Here is a 19,642-nt window from a genome sequence, read left to right as displayed (position 1 = left end):
TAGGCCGTGTTGAGGTGGATTCTGGTCATCGTGGCGTCGTTGGGGCTCGGCGCGCTTTTTACCTACCTCAATGTTCCGGCGGCGTGGATTCTGGGCGCGATCATCGCGTCGGGCGCCATGGCGTTGGGGACGGGCCGCGAGCTGAAAGTCGACCGCACTTTTCACCGCTTCGGCCGTGGCATCATCGGCGTGCTGGCCGCAGTTCCGCTGTTCGGCGTGCCGGCTTCAGAACTGCTGAGTTATCTGCTGCCTGGGCTGGTGGTCGCGGCGGTAACAGTAGGTATTGGCATCGGCGGAGGGCTACTGTTGTCGCGCTACGGGGTCTCGCGCGAAACGGGCGTGCTCTCGATGTTGGCCGGCGGCGCGTCGGTCATGCCCGCGATCGCCACGGATCTTGGCGCCGACGTCCGCTATGTCGCCCTCACCCAGTACCTGCGCCTGCTCGCCGTGTCCATGACTTTGCCGATTGTTGCGTCTTTCTTGGACACTCCCGGCGCGAGCACGATGGCGCTTGACGACGATATCCCCTGGTGGATGTGGCTGATTGTCGCAGCGATCGCCTTAGTGGGCGGCCCCATCGCGCAGGCACTGCGGATCCCGGTACCTAGCGTGTTCGGGCCGTTGATCATCACCGTGCTCGTGTCCCTGATTATCCCCGGTGGCGTGGTCGCCCCACCGTTGTTGGGCGTGCTGGCGTTTCTGGCCATTGGGTGGGAATGCGGCGGTGCCTTGTCGGTGCCGGCCTTGAAACGGTTCGCGCGCCTTCTGCCCGCAACGATCACCTTCATCATCGTGGTCATGGGAGCATGCGCGCTGACCGGCGTGGGGCTGATGTACTGGCTGGACATCTCCTACTTTGAGGCCTACCTGGCCACCAGCCCCGGCGCACTAGAGACCGTTCTGGCGCTCTCCGCCGAGGGTGGCGCGGGCCCAGCAGTGATCGCCATCCAGCTGATTCGCCTGATCAGCATCCTGGTGATCGCCGGCTACCTGCCGAAGATCCTGCGCCGGATTTAGCCGGGCGGGGCTTGCCCCGCCCCTAGCCGTTGAGGATCTCGTCGCGCAGCAGGTCCATCGGCATGGAGCCCAGCTTCAGCGCGGCATCGTGGAACTCGGTGAGGGTCTGCCCCTCAGCCAGTGCGTCATGGCGCAGGTTGTGCCAGGCGCGCTCGCCCAAGGCGTAGGACGGGGCCTGGCCCGCCCAACCGAGGTAACGGTCCAGCTCAAAGGACAGGTTGACCTCATCCATGGCAGTGTTATCGCGCAGGAACGCCTTCGCATAGGAGGCATCCCACACACCAGTGCCCTCCGGGACCTTCTTGTGCAGGTGCACACCGATATCCAACACCACGCGTGCGGCACGCAGGCGCTGGGAATCCAGCAGCCCCATCTGGAAACCCGGATCCTGCAGGTAGCCGAACTCGGCCATCAAAGACTCAGCGTAGAGCGCCCAGCCTTCACCGTGGCCGGAGTGCCAGTTGACGGCGCGGCGCCACAGGTTCAGGTTGTCCTTCTCCGTCAGGGTAACGCCCAGCTGCAGATGATGGCCGGGCACGCCCTCGTGGTACACGGTGGACAGTTCCTGCCAGGTGTGGAACACGTTCTGGCCCTTGGGAACGGACCACCACATGCTGCCTGGACGTGCGAAGTCATCGCTTGGCGGGGTGTAGAAGATGCCACCGGAACCGGCCGGGTCGATCTTGCATTCCAGCGTCTTCAGCTCTTCGGGGATGGTGAAGTGCGTGCCGTCCAGCTCCTCGAGGGCACGGTTGGACACCTTCTGCATCCACTCCTGCAACGCCTCCACGCCGTCGAGGCGGTAGCGGGGTTCCTCGTTGAGTCGTCGATAAGTAACACGGACGGGGCAGTCATCGTCGTACAGCGTGCGCGCGAGCTGCTTTTGCTTGCCGACGATCGCGTGGAGCCTTTCGAGACCCCACTCGTAGGCCTCGTCCAAATCGGTCTGGAAGCCCAAGAAGTATTCGGAGAACAGTTCGTAGCGTTCGCGCCCGAAGGCGTCTTCGTGGGGAGCAAGCGGGGACAGTTCTGTCGACAGCCAGTCCGCCATCTCAGAAAAGGCCTGCTTTGCAGAATCAACGGGTGCAGACTCTGGATCCACTCCGAGCCCTTCAAGCATGCTGCCTTCGTCGGCAAGCTCCTCGCACTGGCTGATCACAGCGTCAATCTGGCGGTGCGCGGCGACGCTGCCCTGGGAGGCGGCCTCGGCCAGGGACTCGCGGTAGCCGTGCAGGGAATGTGCCACCTGGGAGAGGCGGGCGGCGATGTTGTCCAGCTGCTCAGGGGTATCGCGCGGCATCAGCAGGAACGTGTCGCGGATGGTCTGCACCGGTGATTCGATGTTGTTCAGCAGGCGCAGCCATTCGCCCTGGTGGTGCAGTTCCAGCTGCAGGCCTAGGCGGTCGCGCAGGATGGCGGCGGTGACGTGGTCGATATCGTCGAAATCATCGTCATCGTCGGAGTCATCGGTGCCGTCGTTAAGCGCGTCGACATCGGCGATGAGGTCGCGGATGCGGTCAGCGATGGAATCCCAGTACTCGGGCGAGAAGTCCTGGAGCTGGTCGTCGTAACCAACCAGGCCCAACTCTGTGGCTTGGGTCGGCGAAATCTCCGCCATGTCATAGACGAAGTTTTCGCACGTCGCGTCCAACAAAGACGGTTGGCGCGCTTCGGACATCTCGGATTCGGAATGAAAATCAGAAGACTGTGAAGTCATGGTTAGGAAGTGTAACGAATTCTGTAATGGGTGCCTACTTATATGTCGATAATGCTAACTTTAGACCCCCGTTTGTGCAGGTCACTAGTGAACATTGAGAACATCACTAGACTTAAAGACATGACTGGACACGATAAGGAACTACAAGACTCATTAGAAAAAGCTCATGCCCTAGTGTCCGATGCACAACACATTGAAGTTTTCACCGGCGCGGGCATGTCCGCAGATTCCGGTATTGCCACCTTCCGCGACGCCGAGACTGGCGTGTGGGAAAACGTAGATCCCAACATCATGGCCTCCGTCGATTCGTGGGCAGAGAACCCCGGACAGATGTGGGCGTTTTCCCAGTGGCGCTCCTACTTGGCCGGCCAGGCTGAGCCCAACGCCGGACATATCGCGATCGGCGACTGGGGCAAGCGCGACGGCGTGAAGGTCACCGTGACCACCCAAAACATTGATGACCTGCATGAACGCGGAGGCTCCACCGATGTGGCTCACCTGCACGGCTCCCAGTTTAATTACCGTTGCAGCGTCTGCTCGCGCCCATGGGAGGGAGAGGTGGAGTATCCCACCGAGCCTGTCGAGCGCCTCACCCCACCCACGTGTCCCGCATGCGGCAATTTAGTCCGCCCAGGCGTGGTGTGGTTCGGCGAGGCCCTTCCGCAGGGCGGGTGGATGAAGGCAGAACAGCGGATGCGCGAGGCAGACCTAGTGGTGATCGTCGGCACGTCCGGCGTGGTCTACCCGGCTGCCGCCCTGCCACTGATCGCACGCGAGCGTGGGGTGCCGATCATCGAGGTCACCCCGAAAAGGACGGAACTGTCGAAGATCGCCACCGTGGTCGTCGAGACCACCGCAGCGGAAGGGCTGCCGCGCATCTTCGCCGACTAATTGCAGGGCATAATTGCAGAACTCGGCGCCGCGTGGCCCTAGAGTAACTAGGCATGCGTGAGATTTTCGCCGATACGCGCCCCCTCAAGGTGCGCGCCTATCGCACTTTGTGGATCGCCAACATTCTGACCCAGCTGGGCGCCCAGATGACGGTGGTGGCGGTACCCGCGCAGATCTACGCGCTGACCGAGTCCTCTGACTATGTCGGTTTGACCGGACTCTTTGGCTTGGTTCCCCTGATCATTTTCGGGCTTTACGGCGGTGCCATTGCTGATGCCTTTGACAAGCGCCTCGTCCTCATCGCCTCCACCGTGGGCATGATCGCAGCCTCGGTGGCCTTTTTCGTGGTCACGGTGGCGGGCAACCCGAACGTCTGGGTGCTGCTCAGCATTTTCGCCCTCCAGCAGGCGTTTTTCGCGGTGAACCAGCCCACGCGCACAGCGGTGTTTCGCTCAATTCTCCCGCTGGATCAACTCGCAGCCGGGGCCAGCCTGAACATGATGGTGATGCAGGCCGGCGCCATCATTGGCCCACTGGTGGCGGGCGCCTTGATCCCGTTTATCGGCTTTTCGTGGATCTACTTCATCGACGTCGCCTGCCTAGTTCCCACGCTGGGCGCGGTGCTCACGCTGCCCTCGCTGCCCCCGACCGGGGAGCAGGCCGAAGCGCCAGGGTTGCGCTCTATTGCCTCCGGCCTGCGCTACCTAGGGACGAAACCGGTGCTGCTGATGGCGATGGGCCTAGACGCCGTGGCCATGGTGTTTGGTATGCCGCGCGCCCTCTACCCAGAGATGGCTGGTGTGAACTTTGGCGGCTCCCCGCTCATGCTCTCGCTGCTGTACTCCTCCATCGCGATCGGCGCTGTCGCCGGCGGGCTTTTCTCCGGCTGGGTCTCGCGCGTGGTAGAGCAGGGCAAGGCGGTGGTGGTGTGCATCGTGGTGTGGGGCGCGGCCATCACGCTTGCTGGCCTTTTCACCATGGTCAGCCCGCCTGCGGTGACGGTGTGGGCGTGGTTGGTCGTCGCCATGCTCATCATCGGTGGTGCTGCGGATATGTTTTCAGCCAGCCTGCGCAATGCCATCTTGCAGCAGTCCGCCACCCCGGAGATGCAGGGGCGCACGCAGGGTGTGTACATCATCATCGTGGTCGGCGGACCACGCATCGCGGATCTGTTGCATGGGTGGGCCGCGCAGTTTTTGGGAGCAGGCTCCGTCACCCTCATTGGTGGGGTGCTCGTCATTCTGGGCGTTGGGGTATCGGTGCTGCTAGTTCCACAATTTCTGCGTTATAGGAAGCCCAACTAAACCGCTCTGTCTAGAAAACGGGGGTACCGAAAGACAATGCGGTCTACCAATTGTTTAGAATTACTTTCATGCCTTTGTCACGTCCCCCGTTTTCCAGCCCGCGCACCCCTGCGTCGAAGTGCCTGCACTTGATCCGGCTCAACCCGATTACGTCGCGGAGTGAACTAGTAGAGGCCACCGGCCTTTCTCAACCGACCATTACCCGCGCGATCGCAGCCCTAGTCAAGGCCGGCTACGTCGTCGAGCGCAATGACCTCACCCGTTCCCAGGGCCGCGGCCGCCCGACCATTCCGCTCGAGCTGGCTGAACCGCACGGCATCCACGCCGGCATTGCCGTAGGCACCACCTCCACCTACGTGGCGCTCTTTGACCTGAAGGGGCGCACGTTGCGCGACACGGACATCGATATCCCCGTGGCCAACCTCAGCCAGGATGACTTCATCCAGCACATCATGGCGGGCCTCAATCGACTTACCGCCGGCCTCGACAGGCCTCTCACCAGCGTCGGCGTGACCACCTCCGGTTCCGTCACACCCGATGGCGTGGTCAATGCGCCCAACCTGGGCTGGCACGATGTGGATATCGCCTCCCAGCTGCGCGAACAGTTCTCGGTACCGGTGACGGTCTCCTCGGCAGTCCCCGCGATCATCGGCTCTGAGATCCAGTCGACCATCGATGTCGCCGCTCAGCACATCATGACCCTTTTTGTCGACGACTCCATCGGCGCCGCCGTCTCCTCCGAGGACGGCGTGACCCCCATCGTCATCGACCGGCCCGACCTGACTACCTCCGGGCTTATCGACGACATCGGCTCCCCTAGCGTGCGGACCCTCGTCGAAGCGGTCGAGCACGCTGAGGAGGACTCGTCGGCACGCGCCGCTTTGGACAAACGCGCCGAGGCCCTCGGCGAGGTCGCAGCCGGGCTGGTACAGAAGCATCGCCCCACCATCCTGGTGGTTGCGGGCTCCGCTTTCGTCGATGATCAGGCAGGTCCTGGCATTTTTGCCCGGGCTGTTCGCGCTACCCTGCCGGACGACCAGACCGTGGAGCTGCGTCTGATCCCTACCCACCGCGAAGTGGTGCGTGATATTGCGCGTGCCGTGGCCCTCGATTTGGTGCTTCGCGAACCGCTCTCGCTAGACACGCGCTAGCAGTCACAACTCCGCAATATCGGCCACGCTGGTGAACACCCGCCCCTGCAGGCCGGCGGCTTTGGCGGCGGCGACGTGGGCGGGGTCGTCGTCGAAAAAGATCGTGTCAGAGGCCGTCGCCCCCATCGCGTCCACCGCCACCGTGTACACCCTGGTATCCGGCTGACGCACCCCGATATCGCAGGAAAAAATCACTGCGTCGAACTCGTCGAGCCACTCCTGGCGCGCGCGGAGACGCTCCGCGATGCTCACCGGAAGATCCCCCACCACACCGCAGGTATAGCCTGCGTCGTGGAGCTTCAGCACCGTATCGACATTTTCGTAGAACGGGTTCATCAACGTTTCCCAATCCGCGGTGATCGCGGCCTCCACGTCCAGCTCCGGCGCGCCCGCAAACGCGGCCACCTTCTCCCACCAGTGCTGATCAGAGTGCGCCCCGACCTCATAGGCCGGGCGTAATTGGTGGTAGGCAGTCCACAGCGCGTCCACGTCCGACACCCCAGCCGCCACTTCCACCCGACGGCACCCCTCGGCAGTCCTGCCTTCCATCAGCACGCCGTAGAGGTCGAACAGTAACGCGGTCATATGCCCAACTCTACCCGCGAAAAGCAGGCCTACACATCGCAGGCGTCCAGCACAGCATCCAGCGCAGGGGCAAGGCGCGTGCGCCACACAATGTCCACGCGGTGGTCCGCCCGGCCTGGCCCGCCATTGATCACCGCCACCGGCATACCGCGTTTCTGTGCTTCCAGCACCACGCGGTATCCGCTCATCACCGCCAGCGAAGACCCCAGCACGAGCAGCCCGGTTGAGGCTTCGACCAGGTCCTGGCTTGCTTGTCGACGAGCGCGTGGCACCGCTTCACCGAAGTACACAACGTCCGGCTTCAACCGGGGCGAGCTGCACCGAATGCACGTGATGGTGTTGAAGCGAGCGGTGGTGTCGTCGTCAAGCTCAATGTCCCCATCCGGGTTGATCTGGTACTGCGACACATCGACGGACTCGCGGTAACCGGGGTTGGCGGCGGCCAGGCGCTCGTCGAACTGCGCGCGCGGCTCGCGGAAGCCGCAGTCTAAGCAGACCACGTTATCCATGTCGCCATGCAGCTCCACCAGGTGCTCGGTGCCGGCGCGTTCGTGCAGGCCATCGACGTTCTGGGTGATCACCCCGCTGATCAGCCCGGCGCGCTCAAGCTCCACAAGCGCGAAGTGGTTGCGGTTGGGGTCCACCGCGCGCATCTGTGCCACGCCGATATAGGCGCGCGCCCAGTAGCGGTGCAGTGCCTGCGGTGAGTGGGCGAACTCCTGGTAGGTCATGGGACGGCCGGAGCTCAGCCGCCCGCCGGGGCTGCGGTAGTCCGGCACGCCGGAATCGGTGGACACGCCGGCACCGGTCAACGCGGCAACGGGCCCGGCGCGCAGCATGTCGACCACACCTGCCAGCGCCTCCTCCGGGTCGGTGGGCGTGGTCGTTTCTTCTACCACGCGCTGGATAGAGCGGACTGCAGAAGCGTGGACGCGCTGGACCTCGGGGTCGTCGAAGGTGTTGCCGGAAGGATCTGCCACTACCGGAATGGCACCTCCGCTAGCGCGCGGCGCAGCTTACGGGTCCGCAGGCGCTCTGGGTTTTCGGTGAGCGATTCCATGGCGCGCACAGCGCACATCACGTGCGCTTCCTTGGAGTTGGAGTAGAACGCCTGGGCGCCGGCCGGCAGTTTCGGCACTGCGTGCAGTGGCAGGTCCGAGACCGCCAACAGGGTGCCGTAGGGCACGCGGTAGCGGTAGCCGTTGGCGGCCAGGGTGCACGATTCCATGTCCACAGCCACGGCCGTAGAGCCGCGCAGCCACTCCCACAGGTCCTGCGGGGTGTGCCACTCCCAGTTGCGGTCGTCGGTAGATAGCACGGTGCCCGAACGCATCAGGGAGGACGCGTCGCCGTAGATCTCGCGCACGCTGCGNTCTAGGGCGCGCTGGATCTCCGGGATCGCGGGCACGGGCAGGGTGGGGCTGATGTGCGTGTCCAGGATGTGGTCCTTGCGCTCATAGGCGTTTCCGCTGATCAGGTCGCCGATGCGCATGCGGGCGTCGAGGCCGGCGCAGTGGCCGATCATGATCCACGCCTCGGGGCGCAGCACCGCCAGGGAGTCCGTGATGGTCTTCGCATTCGACGGGCCCACGCCAATATTGATCATGGAGATGCCGGTGCGGCCTTCCGCCACGAGGTCGTAGCGCGGCATCTGGAAGTTGGAATCCAGGGAGAGGTCCTCCACCGCAATATCTCCCGCATGCTCGCGGGTGATCTTCCTGCCGTTTGGCAGGATCAACGCTGTGTAGCGCGATCCTTCGCGTGCCAGCTCGCCCAGCCCGAAGCGGACGAACTCGCTGGTGTGCATGTCATAGTTAGTGAACAGGATGTACTTCTGAATCGTGTCCACTTCGATGCCGGTGTAATGCTCAATACGCGCGCACGCAATATCGAAGCGCTGCGGCCCAAAGTGGAACAGGGGCTTTTCCTCGCCGTGGAAGGCGTCCCACTCACCGTCGATGATCGCGTCGTGGACCTCATCCAGCGTCGGGCGCGGGATCGCCGCGGCATCCTTCCCGGATCGCCGTGCTTCAGAGATCCCCTCCATACCGCGGATATATTCGGGCGGGACGCACGTGTCCGAGTATCCCACTGAGATCTCGCTGGGATAATTGTCCGTCAATCGCGTGAGCTGGTGGCGCAAATAATCGCCCATCAGGTCCGGCCGCGACACGGTGGCCGAGTAGGCCCCTTCTTCGTCCACATAACCAAATGGTTCGGTGCGGTCAATCGGCGCCCAGTCCATGATGTCTACTCGGACCTTCGGGTAGCGGACTTCGTCGTAACGCGCGTAATCGCCCTGTTCGATGATTTCGCGCGCCTTCTGGCACGACGCCTGATACATCTCAATCAGCGCGTCGACGGCCTGGTCAACTGTCTGAACGTGCTCCATAATCCCACCTTAGCCATTCCCGCGTGGCTGCGCGCATCCTTAGACGGCGCAGCGGAATCCGATGTGGCTTGTCGACGAATCCTCCGTCTGCCCTTGGCGCGCTTGCGGGCGGTACCGGTGGCAATACTCGGGGGCGCACAGATGCGAGCCTCCCTTGACCACCCGGCGCGGGTAGCGCTCACCTACCGATGTTGCTTGTCGACGAGCAGCCTGCCATTCTGCCTCAGGGGCGCAACACGTGGCGGCAGCCTGAAACTGCTCGCGCTGCGGGCCTGTGCCATACAAGGTGGTGGTCCACTCCCACGTGTTACCGATCAAATCAGCGAAGCCCCACGGATTAGTCCCGAAATCACCCACCGGGGAAGTTCCGTGCCAAATGCCGGTGGCGCCTTTCGCACCCTTGTTGTCGTAGGGGAAGTGGCCTTGGTAAGTGTTGGCCTGCAGCTGTTGGTTCGGCGCGTACTCATCACCCCAGGCATAGACGGTGGCAGTCCGACCAGCCCGCATGGCGTATTCAAGTTCGTCCTCGGTGGGCAGGCGGCGACCAGCCCATTCGGCGTAGGCTTGGGCATCCTTAAAACTGACATGAACCACCGGGTGATCTTCGTCACGCGTATCACGCCAATTAGCGCCGGGCTGAAAGCGCCACCACTGCGACCAATCCCGGAGGTCCACCGGGCCGACCGTCGGGGTGAATACCAGCGAACCGGCAACAAGCAGTGCAGGATCGACACCGGGATATTCGGCAGGATCTGGCTGTTGCTCGGCGGTGGTGACATAGCCCGTTTCCTCGACAAATGCTGCGAATTGGGCTTTGGTCACTGGGTGTTGCTCGAGCTGGAAGTCGTCGACATGCGTGGCGCGCGGCGGGCCTTCCTCTGGGTAGAAGTTGTTCGTGCCGGCGGTAAACTCGGCACCGCGAACGTCGATAAGGTCGGTGAGAACGCTTCTAGTATTCCTAATCATTAGATGCTCGAATCTTCATAGATTTCTATACCGTGGTGAGCTAGTACGCCTACAGTCGAACGTAACACTTATTCCTTATAATTCCGGGAGTTCTTATATGTTTGAATTTTTTCAGTGGCTATCATCAACTGCCACCACAATTTTCGTTTTAACCTCAATGTTTAACGTGGGCCTAACCCAAAACCCCAAGAAGATTGTGCAACACCTATCAAACTGGCAGTACCTCACCCGCATGGTGGTGGCCAACCTATTCGTCGTCCCTGCGGTGATGCTGCTGTTTATTACCATCTTCGAAATCGACGGCCCCTACGCCATTGCTCTGACAATCTTCGCGTGTGCGGCTGGGGCACCCCTGTTAATCAAGCTTACACAGCAAAGTGACAACGATATCTCCGCCGGTGCCACTATCCAAATGGTGCTCATGGTGGCCACTGTATTTATTCTTCCGTTTTACCTTTCACTGCTCCTAGAGGGCGTAGAGGTGGGCATTTGGGACATAGCGAAGCCTCTGCTGCTGCAGATGATTTTGCCACTGGTAATTGGCATGATTTTGCACCAAGTGGCCGAAAAGTTTGCGGGTGTGATTCAGCCGTGGATCGCGAAGATATCGAACATCGCTCTGTATACGCTGCTGGGTGCCACCATCATCGGATACCTGCCACAGTTGGCTGACTGGCAGCTTTGGAAAGCCATTGCCGTGGGCATGGTTGCGCTGTTGCTTACCTTCTACATTGGCTACGGCACCGGGCATGGCAACGAAACCCGCTCTCAACTCGGCGCTTTGGGCACCGCGCAGCGCAACACAGCTGCTTCCATGATTACTGCCGGTTCTTTTACAGACCCGATGGTGTTTGTGACCATTGCAATGCTCAACACCTTGATGATGTTCGTGCTGCTCGGGCTGGCAACACGGCTTGGCAATGACGCGAAGATCGCCTTCCTCGAACCGCTCGAGGCCGACATGCCCGGTGATGCCAAGCGCCCCTACGCTAACGCCTAGCTGGCTGGTTGGCTGGCTGGCTGGTTGGCTGGTTCGGCGGCTGGTTGTTCCCCGCCACCACGACCGCAGCGCACCACGACCGCAGCGCAAAAGGAAGTAATCACACTCTGAGGTCTTTCACTCTGGCCCCAAAAACGCCGGAATTTGAGAATCCTCAATGTGTGATTACTTCCTTTTGCGGTGTATCGGGGCCGCCATCGAGGCGTATAAGGCGATTCGGGGATGCCCAGAGGCGATTCGGGGATGCCCAGGGGCGGTTCGGTGCCGCAGCGAGGTTACCGGCAACGCCGTATCTGCAAAACCGGCACCGCAGCTTCTAATCGCCAGCATGTAATCGCCTGCACCTAATTATCGGCACCGCCTTCCTCAAGCACCTAGTCGGCCGGGTCGGCCCGGAAAGGGTTGGGCCGCTGGGATGTGATCTGGATGCTCTCCTGGGGCATTTCGATTCCTTCGCGGTCGAAGGCCTCTTTTACCGCGATCATCGCTTTGCTGCGTACACCCTTGTTGGAGAGATTCGGGTCGTACCAGAACCACACCAGCAGCTCCACCGAGGACGACTGAAACTCATTGACCCATGCCTCAGCTGACGGGTCTTTTAGATCGTTTACGCTGTTCACAGCGTCGATAGAAATCTGTCGAGCGTGGTTTAAGTCCGCATCGTAGCTCACCCCCACGACGAATTCGCCGCGCCGGGAGCCGTTGCGCGTCAAGTTGACGAAGGATTCTGTCAGCATCGTCGAATTTGGCACATACACCCGTAGCCCGTCACGTGTGCGCAGCCGCACGTAGCGCAGGCTGAGTTCTTCTACTCGGCCAGCAATTTGATCAGCCACGATGATTTCATCGCCGATCACGAAGGCTCGTCGAAAAGCGAGGATGGTTCCCGCAATATAGTTTTCTGCGATATCTTTCAGCGCAAATCCAACCACGATGCCTACGACGCCTGCGCTAGCCAGCACCGGGCCGAGGTCAATACCAACCATGCGTAAAGCCGTGGCCACAACGACAATTACTACCAGGGATTGCACAATGCGTGAGACAATCGCTACAGCGTTTGCCTGCTGGCCGTCATCAGCGGTGTAGTTACGCCCGAAGCTGCGGATCCGTTTTGCTAGCCACGCTGCAAGAACAATGCCGATAATCACTAGGGCGATGGCGAATATCCAGTCCACCACGATCGATTCGCGGGCTTGGCGCAAAAACTCATTGAGGTCCATTTTGGGTTCCTTCATCGATGAACGGATTTATCAAAATTCCTTTAAATTATTGCCCAACCTACCTACAGTGGGGGCTATTACTCATTTTCCTAAGTGCCAGAAAGTAATCTTCAATGACTAGCGAAGCAACAAATAAAGCAACAAATGAAGCAGTAAATCAGGATTCTTCTCAAAAATCTCAGCCCAATATCCTCGTTTTGTGTATGGACCAGTGGGATATGCATATGGACCTGCCTGAGGGCGTGGAGCTGCCTAACCTGAAGCGCCTCGAAGACAAGGGCGTGACTTTGGAGCAGCACTATTGCACGGTGCCGCAGTGCACTCCGTCGCGTACGACGATGTGGACCGGCCAGCACGCCAAAACTTTGGGTATGTGGGACAACACCGACTTTGCGTGGATTAAACCGCTGGGCCCGGACACCCCTACCGTGGGCGATATGATGCGTGAGCAGGGCTATTACACTGCTTTTAAGGGCAAGTGGCATCTTTCGGAGATCAATGCTGGCACGCAGGACGCGCTGGAAGATTACGGTTTTTCGGACTATCAAACCTGGGGCGATAATTGGGGCCGTCCGATGGAGGGCCAGACCCACGACGGCACGGTTGCTGAGGAGACGGTGGATTGGTTGCGCTATAAGGCGCCTCAGGATCAGCCGTGGTTGCTGGTTTCCTCCATGGTTAACCCGCATGACATCATGTTTTTCCGCGCCAGCGATGTCGAGGAAGGCGATCCGCGTGGCTTCACCTATGCCAAGCAGCATGGTGTGCAGTCGATGGGCATCCTTGAGCAGTGGCATGATCCGTCGCTGCCGAAGTCGCTTGACGACGACTTGGCTGACCAGCCTCTTGGCGTGCACAATTACCGGGATTTTGCCCGCATGAATTACACGGCTCCCCCTGAGAGTGAGGAGGGCCACGAGGTGTGGAAGCAGCGCCGCAACTACTTGATTAATTCGATGCGCTTGGTGGATTATCAGTTTGGTCGAATTTTCGACGAGTTGGATCGCCAGGGCCTGTGGGAGAACACCGTGGTGCTGTTTACTTCTGATCACGGCGAGATGAATGGTGCTCATGGCATGACGCAGAAGGGCGGTATTCACTACAACGAGGCCACTGTGGTGAACATGACGGGTGTGGTCCCTGGTGGTGCGCAGGGTCAGCGTTCGTCGGCCGTCGGCTCGCACGTGGACGTTACGCCTACTATCCTCGCTTTCGCTGGGCTTAACGACGAAAAACGTGCTGAACTCTACCCGGACCTGCCGGGGCGTGATCTCTCTGGCATCTTCACTGCTCCGGAAACCACCACCCCGCCTCGTGGTGATGCGGATGAGCCTGGCGATGGTGCCTTGTTGATGTGGGAGGGCTTGCACCAGCTGGATCCGCAGTGGGGTATTGAGGGTGCGCTTGGTGAGTTGACGGGGCTGCCGCTGGACACTGAGGCACGTGTGGAGGCGATGAAGGAGACCGGTAAGAAGTATGGTGCGCCCGATTTTAAGCGCCGGACGTTTTTCCGCGCTGTGGTTGACGGCCAATACAAGTTGGTGCGCTGGTTCTCTCCCACCGAGTACGCCCCACCCCAGACTGTCGAGGAGCTTTATGAGACCAGCGATGTGACTGTCCATGATCTGGTTAATGACCCGGATGAGCTGGAGAACATTGGTAACCCAGATAATCCAAAGTTTGACAGGGATCTCGTCGATAAGCTCTTGGCTAAGCTCAACGCACTGATTAAGCATGAGCTTGGCGACGACGATTGCCCGATGGACTTGGACATGTTTGGCACCCGCGATGTCACCTACAACGCCTAGGTAGGTTTCGAGGCGCGCCATGGATTCATCGTCTTTCAAGCATCAACTGGCGAAGATCTGGAACGTTGATGCCTCTGATCTTCCCGACGAGTTGGTGAAGCACGCGAAGAACGTCCACGTGGATCGTATCGACGAGGATATTGCTGGCAGTTTAGCTGAGCTTGACGTACAAACGGAACCTGCAGAACAGCTGCCGTTTGTGCCAAAAGTGCGGGGTAAGAATTACTTCGAGGATGACTTCCGCCCCGCTGAGCAACCCTGGCCTGTAGTGATGATCCATGGCACAGGCGCTGACCGTGACTATTGGCACCCCATGGCCGAAAACCTCCGTGCCGACGGCTGGGGTGTCTACGCCCTTAACTTTGGTAATCATGGCACCCGCCTGATTGAAGATTCTGCCACCGAGGTGGAGGCCTTCATCAGCGCGGTGCTGAGGCATACAGGTGCAGACCGGGCGATTTTGATCGGCCATTCCCAAGGCGGGTTGTTGGCACGGTATTGGATGCGGCATTTCGATGGGGCGAGGCGCACCAAACACCTGGTCTGTCTCAGTTCTCCGAACCATGGGACGACATTGGGCGGGATCGCCAGCCCGCTGGTGACCAATAAAGTGGCGGAAAAGGCGATGCGTTCGTTGATCCGCTACGCGCTTGGCCCGGCGGCCTTCCAGCAGATCTCTGGTTCTGAGCTGTTGCAGAAAACCAACGCGGGTGGTGATGTGGAGGAGGGCGTGACCTACACGTGTGTGGCCACGCGTTTTGATGCCATTGTCCAGCCGCCGGAATCTTGTTTTTTGCGTTCTTCGACTCCCGGCCAGGTGCGTAATGTGTGGGTCCAAGACTTAGAGCATGGTGCCCAGGTACATCACGACGAGATGCCCCAGGATGTGCGTGTGATCCGTTTAGTTCGGGCAGTGCTGGACAACCTGGCAGAAAAAGAAAAGAATATGGACAAGAACAATGACACCAGCAGCGCATAACGACGAAGCAATCGCCAACTACTGGAGTGGCCGCGCCCCGCACTATCACAACCACCAAGTAGCTAGTCAGCGTGCCAACAAAGACCGTGCTGCGTGGCGGAAAATTTTAACGCGCTTCCTCCCAGCTCTGCCAGCCCGAATTTTAGATGTGGGTTGTGGCTCCGGCTACCTCTCCCATCAGATGGCTCACCTTGGCCATGAGGTCACCGGCATTGATTTTTCTGAGACGATGCTTGAGCAGGCGCGCCTGGCAGGGGAATCGTCGTCAAGCACTGCTACTTTCTTAGCGGGTGAGGCAGCCAACCCGCCCGTGCAGGGTCCTTTTGATGTTGTTGCGTCGCGCTATCTGCTGTGGACGCTGCCGGATCCAGCAAGCGCACTGGCGGCGTGGAATGAACTGTTGGCACCGGGCGGGCGGATCATCGCTTTCGACGCGAATTGGTTCCCGGCCGGTGCTAACGTGGAGGTGTCTGTGGAGTCTGATCACGGCGCGGACGCGTTTACCAAGGTGTATCACCGCGAGCAGCTGGAAGCCTTGCCCCTGGCGATGGCTACTAGCACCCAGCCTTATCTGGACTTATTTCAGGCTGCGGGCTTTGAACAGGTGCAGTGCTATGAGCTGGAGGAAATCTCTGCGTTGGACAAAGAATATGGTGTTTCAAAGGGCCATACCTATGTCACACAGTATGGTTTTGTGGGTATAAAGCCAGGTCAGTGACCCTGGTACGCCGCTGGTACGCTGTTGGCACACCTCTGGTACACCGCTGCGCACCCTAGGGCAACCAACCCACGTCTCGCCCGGTATTGTCACCGTTATGGGTTTATCAGATATCGTCCGCGCTGCAGAACGTCGCATTAACCGCCGCGGAGTTCGCCGCAAATCTGAAAGTGGTTGGGTTCCACAAGTTACGGGGTTTACCGGCTATGGTTCCGCCCGGCGCGCCCACGTGCTGGGTCGGGTGGTGATGGGCGACCATGAAGAACCCCAGCTTGAAGTGGTTCGCGGCTACCGCCAGTTTTTCACCACACAGGTTCCGCATATCGGTGTGTCGGTGCGCCTGGGTGAGCAGGAAGTTCGCTCTGAAACTAACGATAACGGCTATATCGATGTGCTTATTGCCGATCATGGTTTGGACCCCGGATGGCATGAGGCTGAAATCACTGTGGACGGTGGCACTACCGCGAACGCGCCGGTCCAGATTGTGTCGAAAGATGCGCGCATTGGCCTGGTGAGCGATATCGACGACACGGTAATGGTCACCATGCTGCCGCGCGCTGTCTTGGCCGCCTGGAATTCGTGGGTGAAAAAGACCAACACCCGCCAACCTGTGGAGGGCATGGACGCATTTTACGCCGAGTTGCTTGCCGACGACCCTCACGCGCCTGTCTTCTATTTGTCCACCGGCGCATGGAATACCTATGAAACGTTGGTGCATTTCATCAAGAAACATGATCTGCCCGAGGGCCCGTTGCTGCTGACCGATTGGGGCCCCACCCCAACTGGATTGTTCCGCTCCGGCAAGGAGCACAAGAAGGTGCAGCTGCGTAACCTGTTTATCGAGTTCCCCGAAATCAATTGGATCCTTGTCGGTGATGACGGCCAGCACGACCCGTTGATCTACGGCGATGCCATTTTCGAGCATCCAGACCGGGTGAAGCAAGTGGCAATCCGCAAACTCAGCGCCCAGGAGCATGTCCTGTCTCACGGTACAACCAGCGCCCTGGCCCAGCCAGCGCACTACCCGGATACTCCTACAGTGTACGGCCATGACGGCTACGAGCTGTTGCGCAAGTGGCGCGCCCAGAAAAGTCGTGCGTCGGATCGTCGATAAGCAGCGTTAACTCCGCTCCAATGGCGAACTAGCCGATTTTGTATTACCCTCCGAAGCACGCTGAAAATTTTAAGGGGGGATTTCTATGCGTACAGAATTACGCGTACTTGCATTACTCATCGGGGTGGCGCTTACTACGAGCGCTTGCTCACCTGCTTCTACTGCTTACAAAAAGAAAGAGCCTACAGCAGTTGATCAAGAAACTGTGGCGGCACTGTGTGATGCGGCCAGACAACACGATAATGTACTTGCTGAGCAGCAACGGAAATTCACAGCCGTTGCTGATCGCACTGCAACGGACGCATCTGTGGCGCACTACATTGAAGAAGCCCACGCCCAGGCACAGTGGTACCGCACCGTTGCGGAACACACGCCAGAGAACCAGAAAGCGCTGGCACTAGCAACCTCGTCGCGTTTCGACGAGGTAGTTTCTGATGTGCTTGATGCGCTTCGCCAGGAGGACGCGGGCAGCCCAGAGCTGGAGCCTCTGAGTACACTGCGTGCTTCCGAGGTCGATGCTTTTGTGGACAGCATGTGCGGAGCTGTCTCAACCAAGGACGCCTCTGAGGTGGTTGAGGTCGCGCAACACAATGACCCGACGCAGATATGCACGGTGTCTGAGCAGGCGGCGAAGTCCATGGGCTAAGTCATTGAGGCCTACGGCAACCCTACAATGCAAAAACAACCACGTGAGTATTTGGAAATGGCTGTGGAGGCGAATGCTTACAATTCGGCGTGGTACTCAGCAGTTGCATCACTTGTCCCCGAAGATCTGGCCCGAGCGGCCCAATCGTTGTCTGAAACTTCCGGGATGACCCAACAAATGATTGTGACCTACCTGACCGCGGGGGAATCGATCGACAATGCCGCGGACTACGATCCCGCAGCTTTGTCCGAAGTGCACGGCTACATCGCGGATACCTGCAACTATTCCTTCAACGGGACGCGATTAGGGGTCGACGACGTCTTAGGTAGAAATTCCACCTCAACAGCCCAACCACCCGCCGAGGCGACTCCAGAAACCACTCCAACTCAACAAGCTTTTGGGAAGTCTGGCATTTCGACACCTCCTACTGACCATGACGCGCTGTGTGCTCTCGTCCACGACTACTATTTATCTTCCATAGACGACCTACTTGCCCTTTGGGCACGCGAGGATTACTCCCTCACGGAGGAGATGATCCATGGTGCCGAATACGATGCGAAGTGGTACCCGCAATTTCGCCCCTACGTACCAGACGAGTTGACCCCAGCCATCGACTATGTCTTGGAGAATGCTGATGCCTTCCTTGGCCATCTCCGCACCAACGGTTTTGATGTTTCGAAACCACAGCCACACTTCATGTCTCCTTTTATCGAAAACCAATCCATCGTCAGCACCTACTTGGGCGAACAGTGTGTTCCTGATTATGAGGACACCATGGCAGGTAACCAGGCACCCTGACTATCTGCTGTGATGCTGCACCGCTGAGCTGCCCGCGCTGGGTCTGGGATTTCGTGGAATAATACTGCTATGAGGTTTCGTATTGGAGCTTTAGCGGTAGCCGTCTCGGCTGCCGCTTTGCTTACGTCGTGCTCCTCGGCCGATGGTGGGCGGTCGCTTGCCGCTGGTGATGCATTTCCTCGTACCACGGTCGTGGCGGATTCGTCGTCACCTGGCTCCAATAACTCGTTGACATCCACGCGGGGCACGAAGACCAGCCTGGCGTCGTTAGATCTTGACGACGCTGTGGCCAACCTCGAAGACGAGTACGACGTTGAGATCGGTGTAGCGCTGTATACGCCGAAGACTCAGTACTTTGCGGGATCGCTGAAGACACTGCCAGCCTGGTCCACGATCAAGGTTCCCCTTACACTGGTGGCGGAGGCGCACTGCGACATCAACGAGCGTTCACGAGAGAACCTGATTCGTGCCTCCTTGGAGTGGTCGGACAATGATGCTGCATGGCGCTTGTTTAAATGCGAGGGAATATCTGAGGAACAGGCCCGCTCCAAGATCGAAAACGTGATCGCTCGGGCAACTCCGGGTGTTGAGGTCCCCGATGCCTACGGCATGACTGACTGGACCTTCAAAGACCAGGCAAAGTTCGGGTACTACCTCAGCAGGCTTCCGAAAAACGTGCTAACGGTCGATGCGATGTACGAGGTGGTAGAAGAGCAGCGTTGGGGTCTCGGCGAGATTGATGACGCTGCGTTCAAAGGTGGCTGGTCTGACGATGATGACGGCTCATTCCACTCCCGCCAGTTCGGGTTCGTCGAACTTGATGGAACCGTGTACGGCATTGCGCTGGGCGCGCGGTCAGAATCGGGTTCGGAAGAGGATAGCCAGGATGCTTTAAGCGACTTGGCGACAGAGTTGGGCACGGTGGGTTAGAGCGCTAGCTGGAAGCGCTGGGCTGTCAGCGCAGCGCCCGCGCGCCAGGTGCGCTCTAACGCGACAGTACTGCGTGGTCGACGGCAGAAAGGCCATCGTTGACCTGGTACTTCACAGCCTTGATGTCGGTGATACCGAAGCCGCCTAGGCGGTTGGAGTGCTTCTCGATGTAGGTGTCTGCCGCCTCCTCAGAGGTGAACAGGTACACGCCACCGGCAACCTGGCGGGATGGGTCTTCCGTCCAGACCTTCAACACCAGGTCCTTCTCACTTGCGATATCTTGTGCCAGGTCTGCATATGCTGCTTCTGCTTCGGCGCCGTAGGGGCCAGACGATGGAAATTCAAATACCACAATTGTGTTCATGTGGGCCATCATAGCGGTTCGCATCACTTGCTAGGCTGGGCG

General features: G+C 59.6%; 19 protein-coding genes. 12 read left to right on the top strand and 7 right to left on the bottom strand.

Translation table 11 applies throughout. The features are described from left to right. Positions 1-6: 6 nt before the first annotated feature. Positions 7-1,017, top strand: a complete 1,011-nt coding sequence (locus tag B097_RS0110435; RefSeq protein WP_018582474.1) for an AbrB family transcriptional regulator — start codon at positions 7-9, stop codon at positions 1,015-1,017. Positions 1,018-1,039: 22 nt separating this feature from the next. Here B097_RS0110435 and B097_RS0110430 read toward each other — a convergent pair whose 3' ends face one another. Beyond that, a complete protein-coding gene (locus tag B097_RS0110430; protein ID WP_018582473.1) occupies positions 1,040-2,734 on the bottom strand; it encodes a DUF885 domain-containing protein in 1,695 nt (564 codons plus the stop codon). 120 nt (positions 2,735-2,854) lie between these two features. On the opposite strand from B097_RS0110430, the gene B097_RS0110425 reads away from it, so the two are divergent. The 3 genes from B097_RS0110425 (at position 2,855) to B097_RS0110415 (ending at position 6,080) form a co-directional block, all read left to right on the top strand. After that, positions 2,855-3,625: an NAD-dependent deacylase gene (locus B097_RS0110425; protein WP_026254464.1), complete on the top strand. Its 771-nt coding sequence runs from the start codon at positions 2,855-2,857 to the stop codon at positions 3,623-3,625. Between the two features lie 53 nt (positions 3,626-3,678). After that, positions 3,679-4,929, top strand: coding sequence for an MFS transporter (locus B097_RS0110420; RefSeq protein WP_018582471.1), 1,251 nt, complete (start codon positions 3,679-3,681; stop codon positions 4,927-4,929). 68 nt (positions 4,930-4,997) lie between these two features. Next, positions 4,998-6,080 (top strand): ROK family transcriptional regulator, encoded by a 1,083-nt coding sequence (locus tag B097_RS0110415; RefSeq protein WP_018582470.1) that lies wholly within the window; start codon positions 4,998-5,000, stop codon positions 6,078-6,080. A 3-nt stretch (positions 6,081-6,083) separates the two neighbouring features. On the opposite strand, the gene B097_RS0110410 is transcribed toward B097_RS0110415, so the two are convergent. The 4 genes from B097_RS0110410 to B097_RS0110395 all read right to left on the bottom strand — a co-directional run bounded on the left by B097_RS0110410 (position 6,084) and on the right by B097_RS0110395 (position 10,023). Beyond that, positions 6,084-6,665, bottom strand: coding sequence for an HAD-IA family hydrolase (locus tag B097_RS0110410; RefSeq protein ID WP_018582469.1), 582 nt, complete (start codon positions 6,663-6,665; stop codon positions 6,084-6,086). Between the two features lie 29 nt (positions 6,666-6,694). Continuing rightward, positions 6,695-7,645, bottom strand: a complete 951-nt coding sequence (locus B097_RS0110405) for a Sir2 family NAD-dependent protein deacetylase (RefSeq protein ID WP_018582468.1) — start codon at positions 7,643-7,645, stop codon at positions 6,695-6,697. Then, positions 7,645-9,057, bottom strand: a complete 1,413-nt coding sequence (gene amn, locus B097_RS0110400) for an AMP nucleosidase (RefSeq protein WP_018582467.1) — start codon at positions 9,055-9,057, stop codon at positions 7,645-7,647. The genes B097_RS0110405 and amn overlap by 1 nt, the downstream gene beginning before the upstream one ends. 39 nt (positions 9,058-9,096) lie before the next feature. Then, complete coding sequence (locus B097_RS0110395) at positions 9,097-10,023, bottom strand: formylglycine-generating enzyme family protein (RefSeq protein ID WP_018582466.1); 927 nt, start codon at positions 10,021-10,023, stop codon at positions 9,097-9,099. Positions 10,024-10,120: 97 nt separating this feature from the next. On the opposite strand from B097_RS0110395, the gene B097_RS0110390 reads away from it, so the two are divergent. Beyond that, positions 10,121-11,023 carry a bile acid:sodium symporter family protein gene (locus B097_RS0110390; RefSeq protein ID WP_040429591.1) on the top strand — a complete coding sequence of 301 codons (903 nt, stop codon included), beginning with the start codon at positions 10,121-10,123 and terminating at the stop codon, positions 11,021-11,023. A gap of 374 nt (positions 11,024-11,397) precedes the next feature. Here the strand turns inward: B097_RS0110390 and B097_RS0110385 are convergent, their stop codons facing one another. Further along, on the bottom strand, positions 11,398-12,243 hold the full coding sequence (locus B097_RS0110385) for a mechanosensitive ion channel family protein (protein ID WP_018582464.1): 846 nt from the start codon (positions 12,241-12,243) through the stop codon (positions 11,398-11,400). A 113-nt stretch (positions 12,244-12,356) separates the two neighbouring features. Between B097_RS0110385 and B097_RS0110380 the strand changes: the two genes are divergently transcribed. From B097_RS0110380 to B097_RS0110350, 7 genes are all read left to right on the top strand, one after another. Then, positions 12,357-14,051, top strand: coding sequence for a sulfatase-like hydrolase/transferase (locus B097_RS0110380; protein ID WP_081618057.1), 1,695 nt, complete (start codon positions 12,357-12,359; stop codon positions 14,049-14,051). A gap of 19 nt (positions 14,052-14,070) precedes the next feature. Continuing rightward, positions 14,071-15,030, top strand: coding sequence for an esterase/lipase family protein (locus B097_RS12930; RefSeq protein WP_018582462.1), 960 nt, complete (start codon positions 14,071-14,073; stop codon positions 15,028-15,030). Next, positions 15,011-15,748, top strand: coding sequence for a class I SAM-dependent methyltransferase (locus B097_RS12925; RefSeq protein ID WP_048402765.1), 738 nt, complete (start codon positions 15,011-15,013; stop codon positions 15,746-15,748). Before B097_RS12930 ends, B097_RS12925 begins: the two co-directional genes overlap by 20 nt. A gap of 97 nt (positions 15,749-15,845) precedes the next feature. Then, on the top strand, positions 15,846-16,862 hold the full coding sequence (locus B097_RS0110365) for an App1 family protein phosphatidate phosphatase (RefSeq protein ID WP_026254463.1): 1,017 nt from the start codon (positions 15,846-15,848) through the stop codon (positions 16,860-16,862). A gap of 307 nt (positions 16,863-17,169) precedes the next feature. Further along, positions 17,170-17,508 carry a hypothetical protein gene (locus B097_RS0110360; protein WP_147287105.1) on the top strand — a complete coding sequence of 113 codons (339 nt, stop codon included), beginning with the start codon at positions 17,170-17,172 and terminating at the stop codon, positions 17,506-17,508. A gap of 27 nt (positions 17,509-17,535) precedes the next feature. After that, positions 17,536-18,306: a hypothetical protein gene (locus B097_RS0110355; protein WP_040429590.1), complete on the top strand. Its 771-nt coding sequence runs from the start codon at positions 17,536-17,538 to the stop codon at positions 18,304-18,306. Between the two features lie 69 nt (positions 18,307-18,375). Then, the gene (locus B097_RS0110350; RefSeq protein WP_147287103.1) at positions 18,376-19,236 is read left to right on the top strand and encodes a hypothetical protein; all 861 of its coding nucleotides are present in this window, start codon (positions 18,376-18,378) and stop codon (positions 19,234-19,236) included. A gap of 55 nt (positions 19,237-19,291) precedes the next feature. Here B097_RS0110350 and B097_RS0110345 read toward each other — a convergent pair whose 3' ends face one another. Continuing rightward, positions 19,292-19,600, bottom strand: coding sequence for a monooxygenase (locus B097_RS0110345; RefSeq protein WP_026254462.1), 309 nt, complete (start codon positions 19,598-19,600; stop codon positions 19,292-19,294). Positions 19,601-19,642: the final 42 nt, after the last annotated feature.

This window comes from Corynebacterium pilosum DSM 20521 = CIP 103422 (genome assembly GCF_000373805.1).
In the GTDB taxonomy this organism is placed as follows: Bacteria; Actinomycetota; Actinomycetes; order Mycobacteriales; family Mycobacteriaceae; genus Corynebacterium; species Corynebacterium pilosum.
Note: the sequence above shows the minus strand (reverse complement) of the source record. Positions and strands in the feature narration are given on the sequence as shown.

Bases quoted from the DNA above. Each gene is read 5' to 3' on its own strand.
- B097_RS0110430 (WP_018582473.1), bottom strand. From the start codon at position 2,734: ATGACTTCACAGTCTTCTGATTTTCATTCCGAATCCGAGATGTCCGAA.
- B097_RS0110425 (WP_026254464.1), top strand. From the start codon at position 2,855: ATGACTGGACACGATAAGGAACTACAAGACTCATTAGAAAAAGCTCAT.
- B097_RS0110420 (WP_018582471.1), top strand. From the start codon at position 3,679: ATGCGTGAGATTTTCGCCGATACGCGCCCCCTCAAGGTGCGCGCCTAT.
- B097_RS0110415 (WP_018582470.1), top strand. From the start codon at position 4,998: ATGCCTTTGTCACGTCCCCCGTTTTCCAGCCCGCGCACCCCTGCGTCG.
- B097_RS0110410 (WP_018582469.1), bottom strand. From the start codon at position 6,665: ATGACCGCGTTACTGTTCGACCTCTACGGCGTGCTGATGGAAGGCAGG.
- B097_RS0110395 (WP_018582466.1), bottom strand. From the start codon at position 10,023: ATGATTAGGAATACTAGAAGCGTTCTCACCGACCTTATCGACGTTCGC.
- B097_RS0110390 (WP_040429591.1), top strand. From the start codon at position 10,121: ATGTTTGAATTTTTTCAGTGGCTATCATCAACTGCCACCACAATTTTC.
- B097_RS0110385 (WP_018582464.1), bottom strand. From the start codon at position 12,243: ATGGACCTCAATGAGTTTTTGCGCCAAGCCCGCGAATCGATCGTGGTG.
- B097_RS0110380 (WP_081618057.1), top strand. From the start codon at position 12,357: ATGACTAGCGAAGCAACAAATAAAGCAACAAATGAAGCAGTAAATCAG.
- B097_RS12930 (WP_018582462.1), top strand. From the start codon at position 14,071: ATGGATTCATCGTCTTTCAAGCATCAACTGGCGAAGATCTGGAACGTT.
- B097_RS12925 (WP_048402765.1), top strand. From the start codon at position 15,011: ATGACACCAGCAGCGCATAACGACGAAGCAATCGCCAACTACTGGAGT.
- B097_RS0110365 (WP_026254463.1), top strand. From the start codon at position 15,846: ATGGGTTTATCAGATATCGTCCGCGCTGCAGAACGTCGCATTAACCGC.
- B097_RS0110355 (WP_040429590.1), top strand. From the start codon at position 17,536: ATGCAAAAACAACCACGTGAGTATTTGGAAATGGCTGTGGAGGCGAAT.
- B097_RS0110350 (WP_147287103.1), top strand. From the start codon at position 18,376: ATGAGGTTTCGTATTGGAGCTTTAGCGGTAGCCGTCTCGGCTGCCGCT.
- B097_RS0110345 (WP_026254462.1), bottom strand. From the start codon at position 19,600: ATGAACACAATTGTGGTATTTGAATTTCCATCGTCTGGCCCCTACGGC.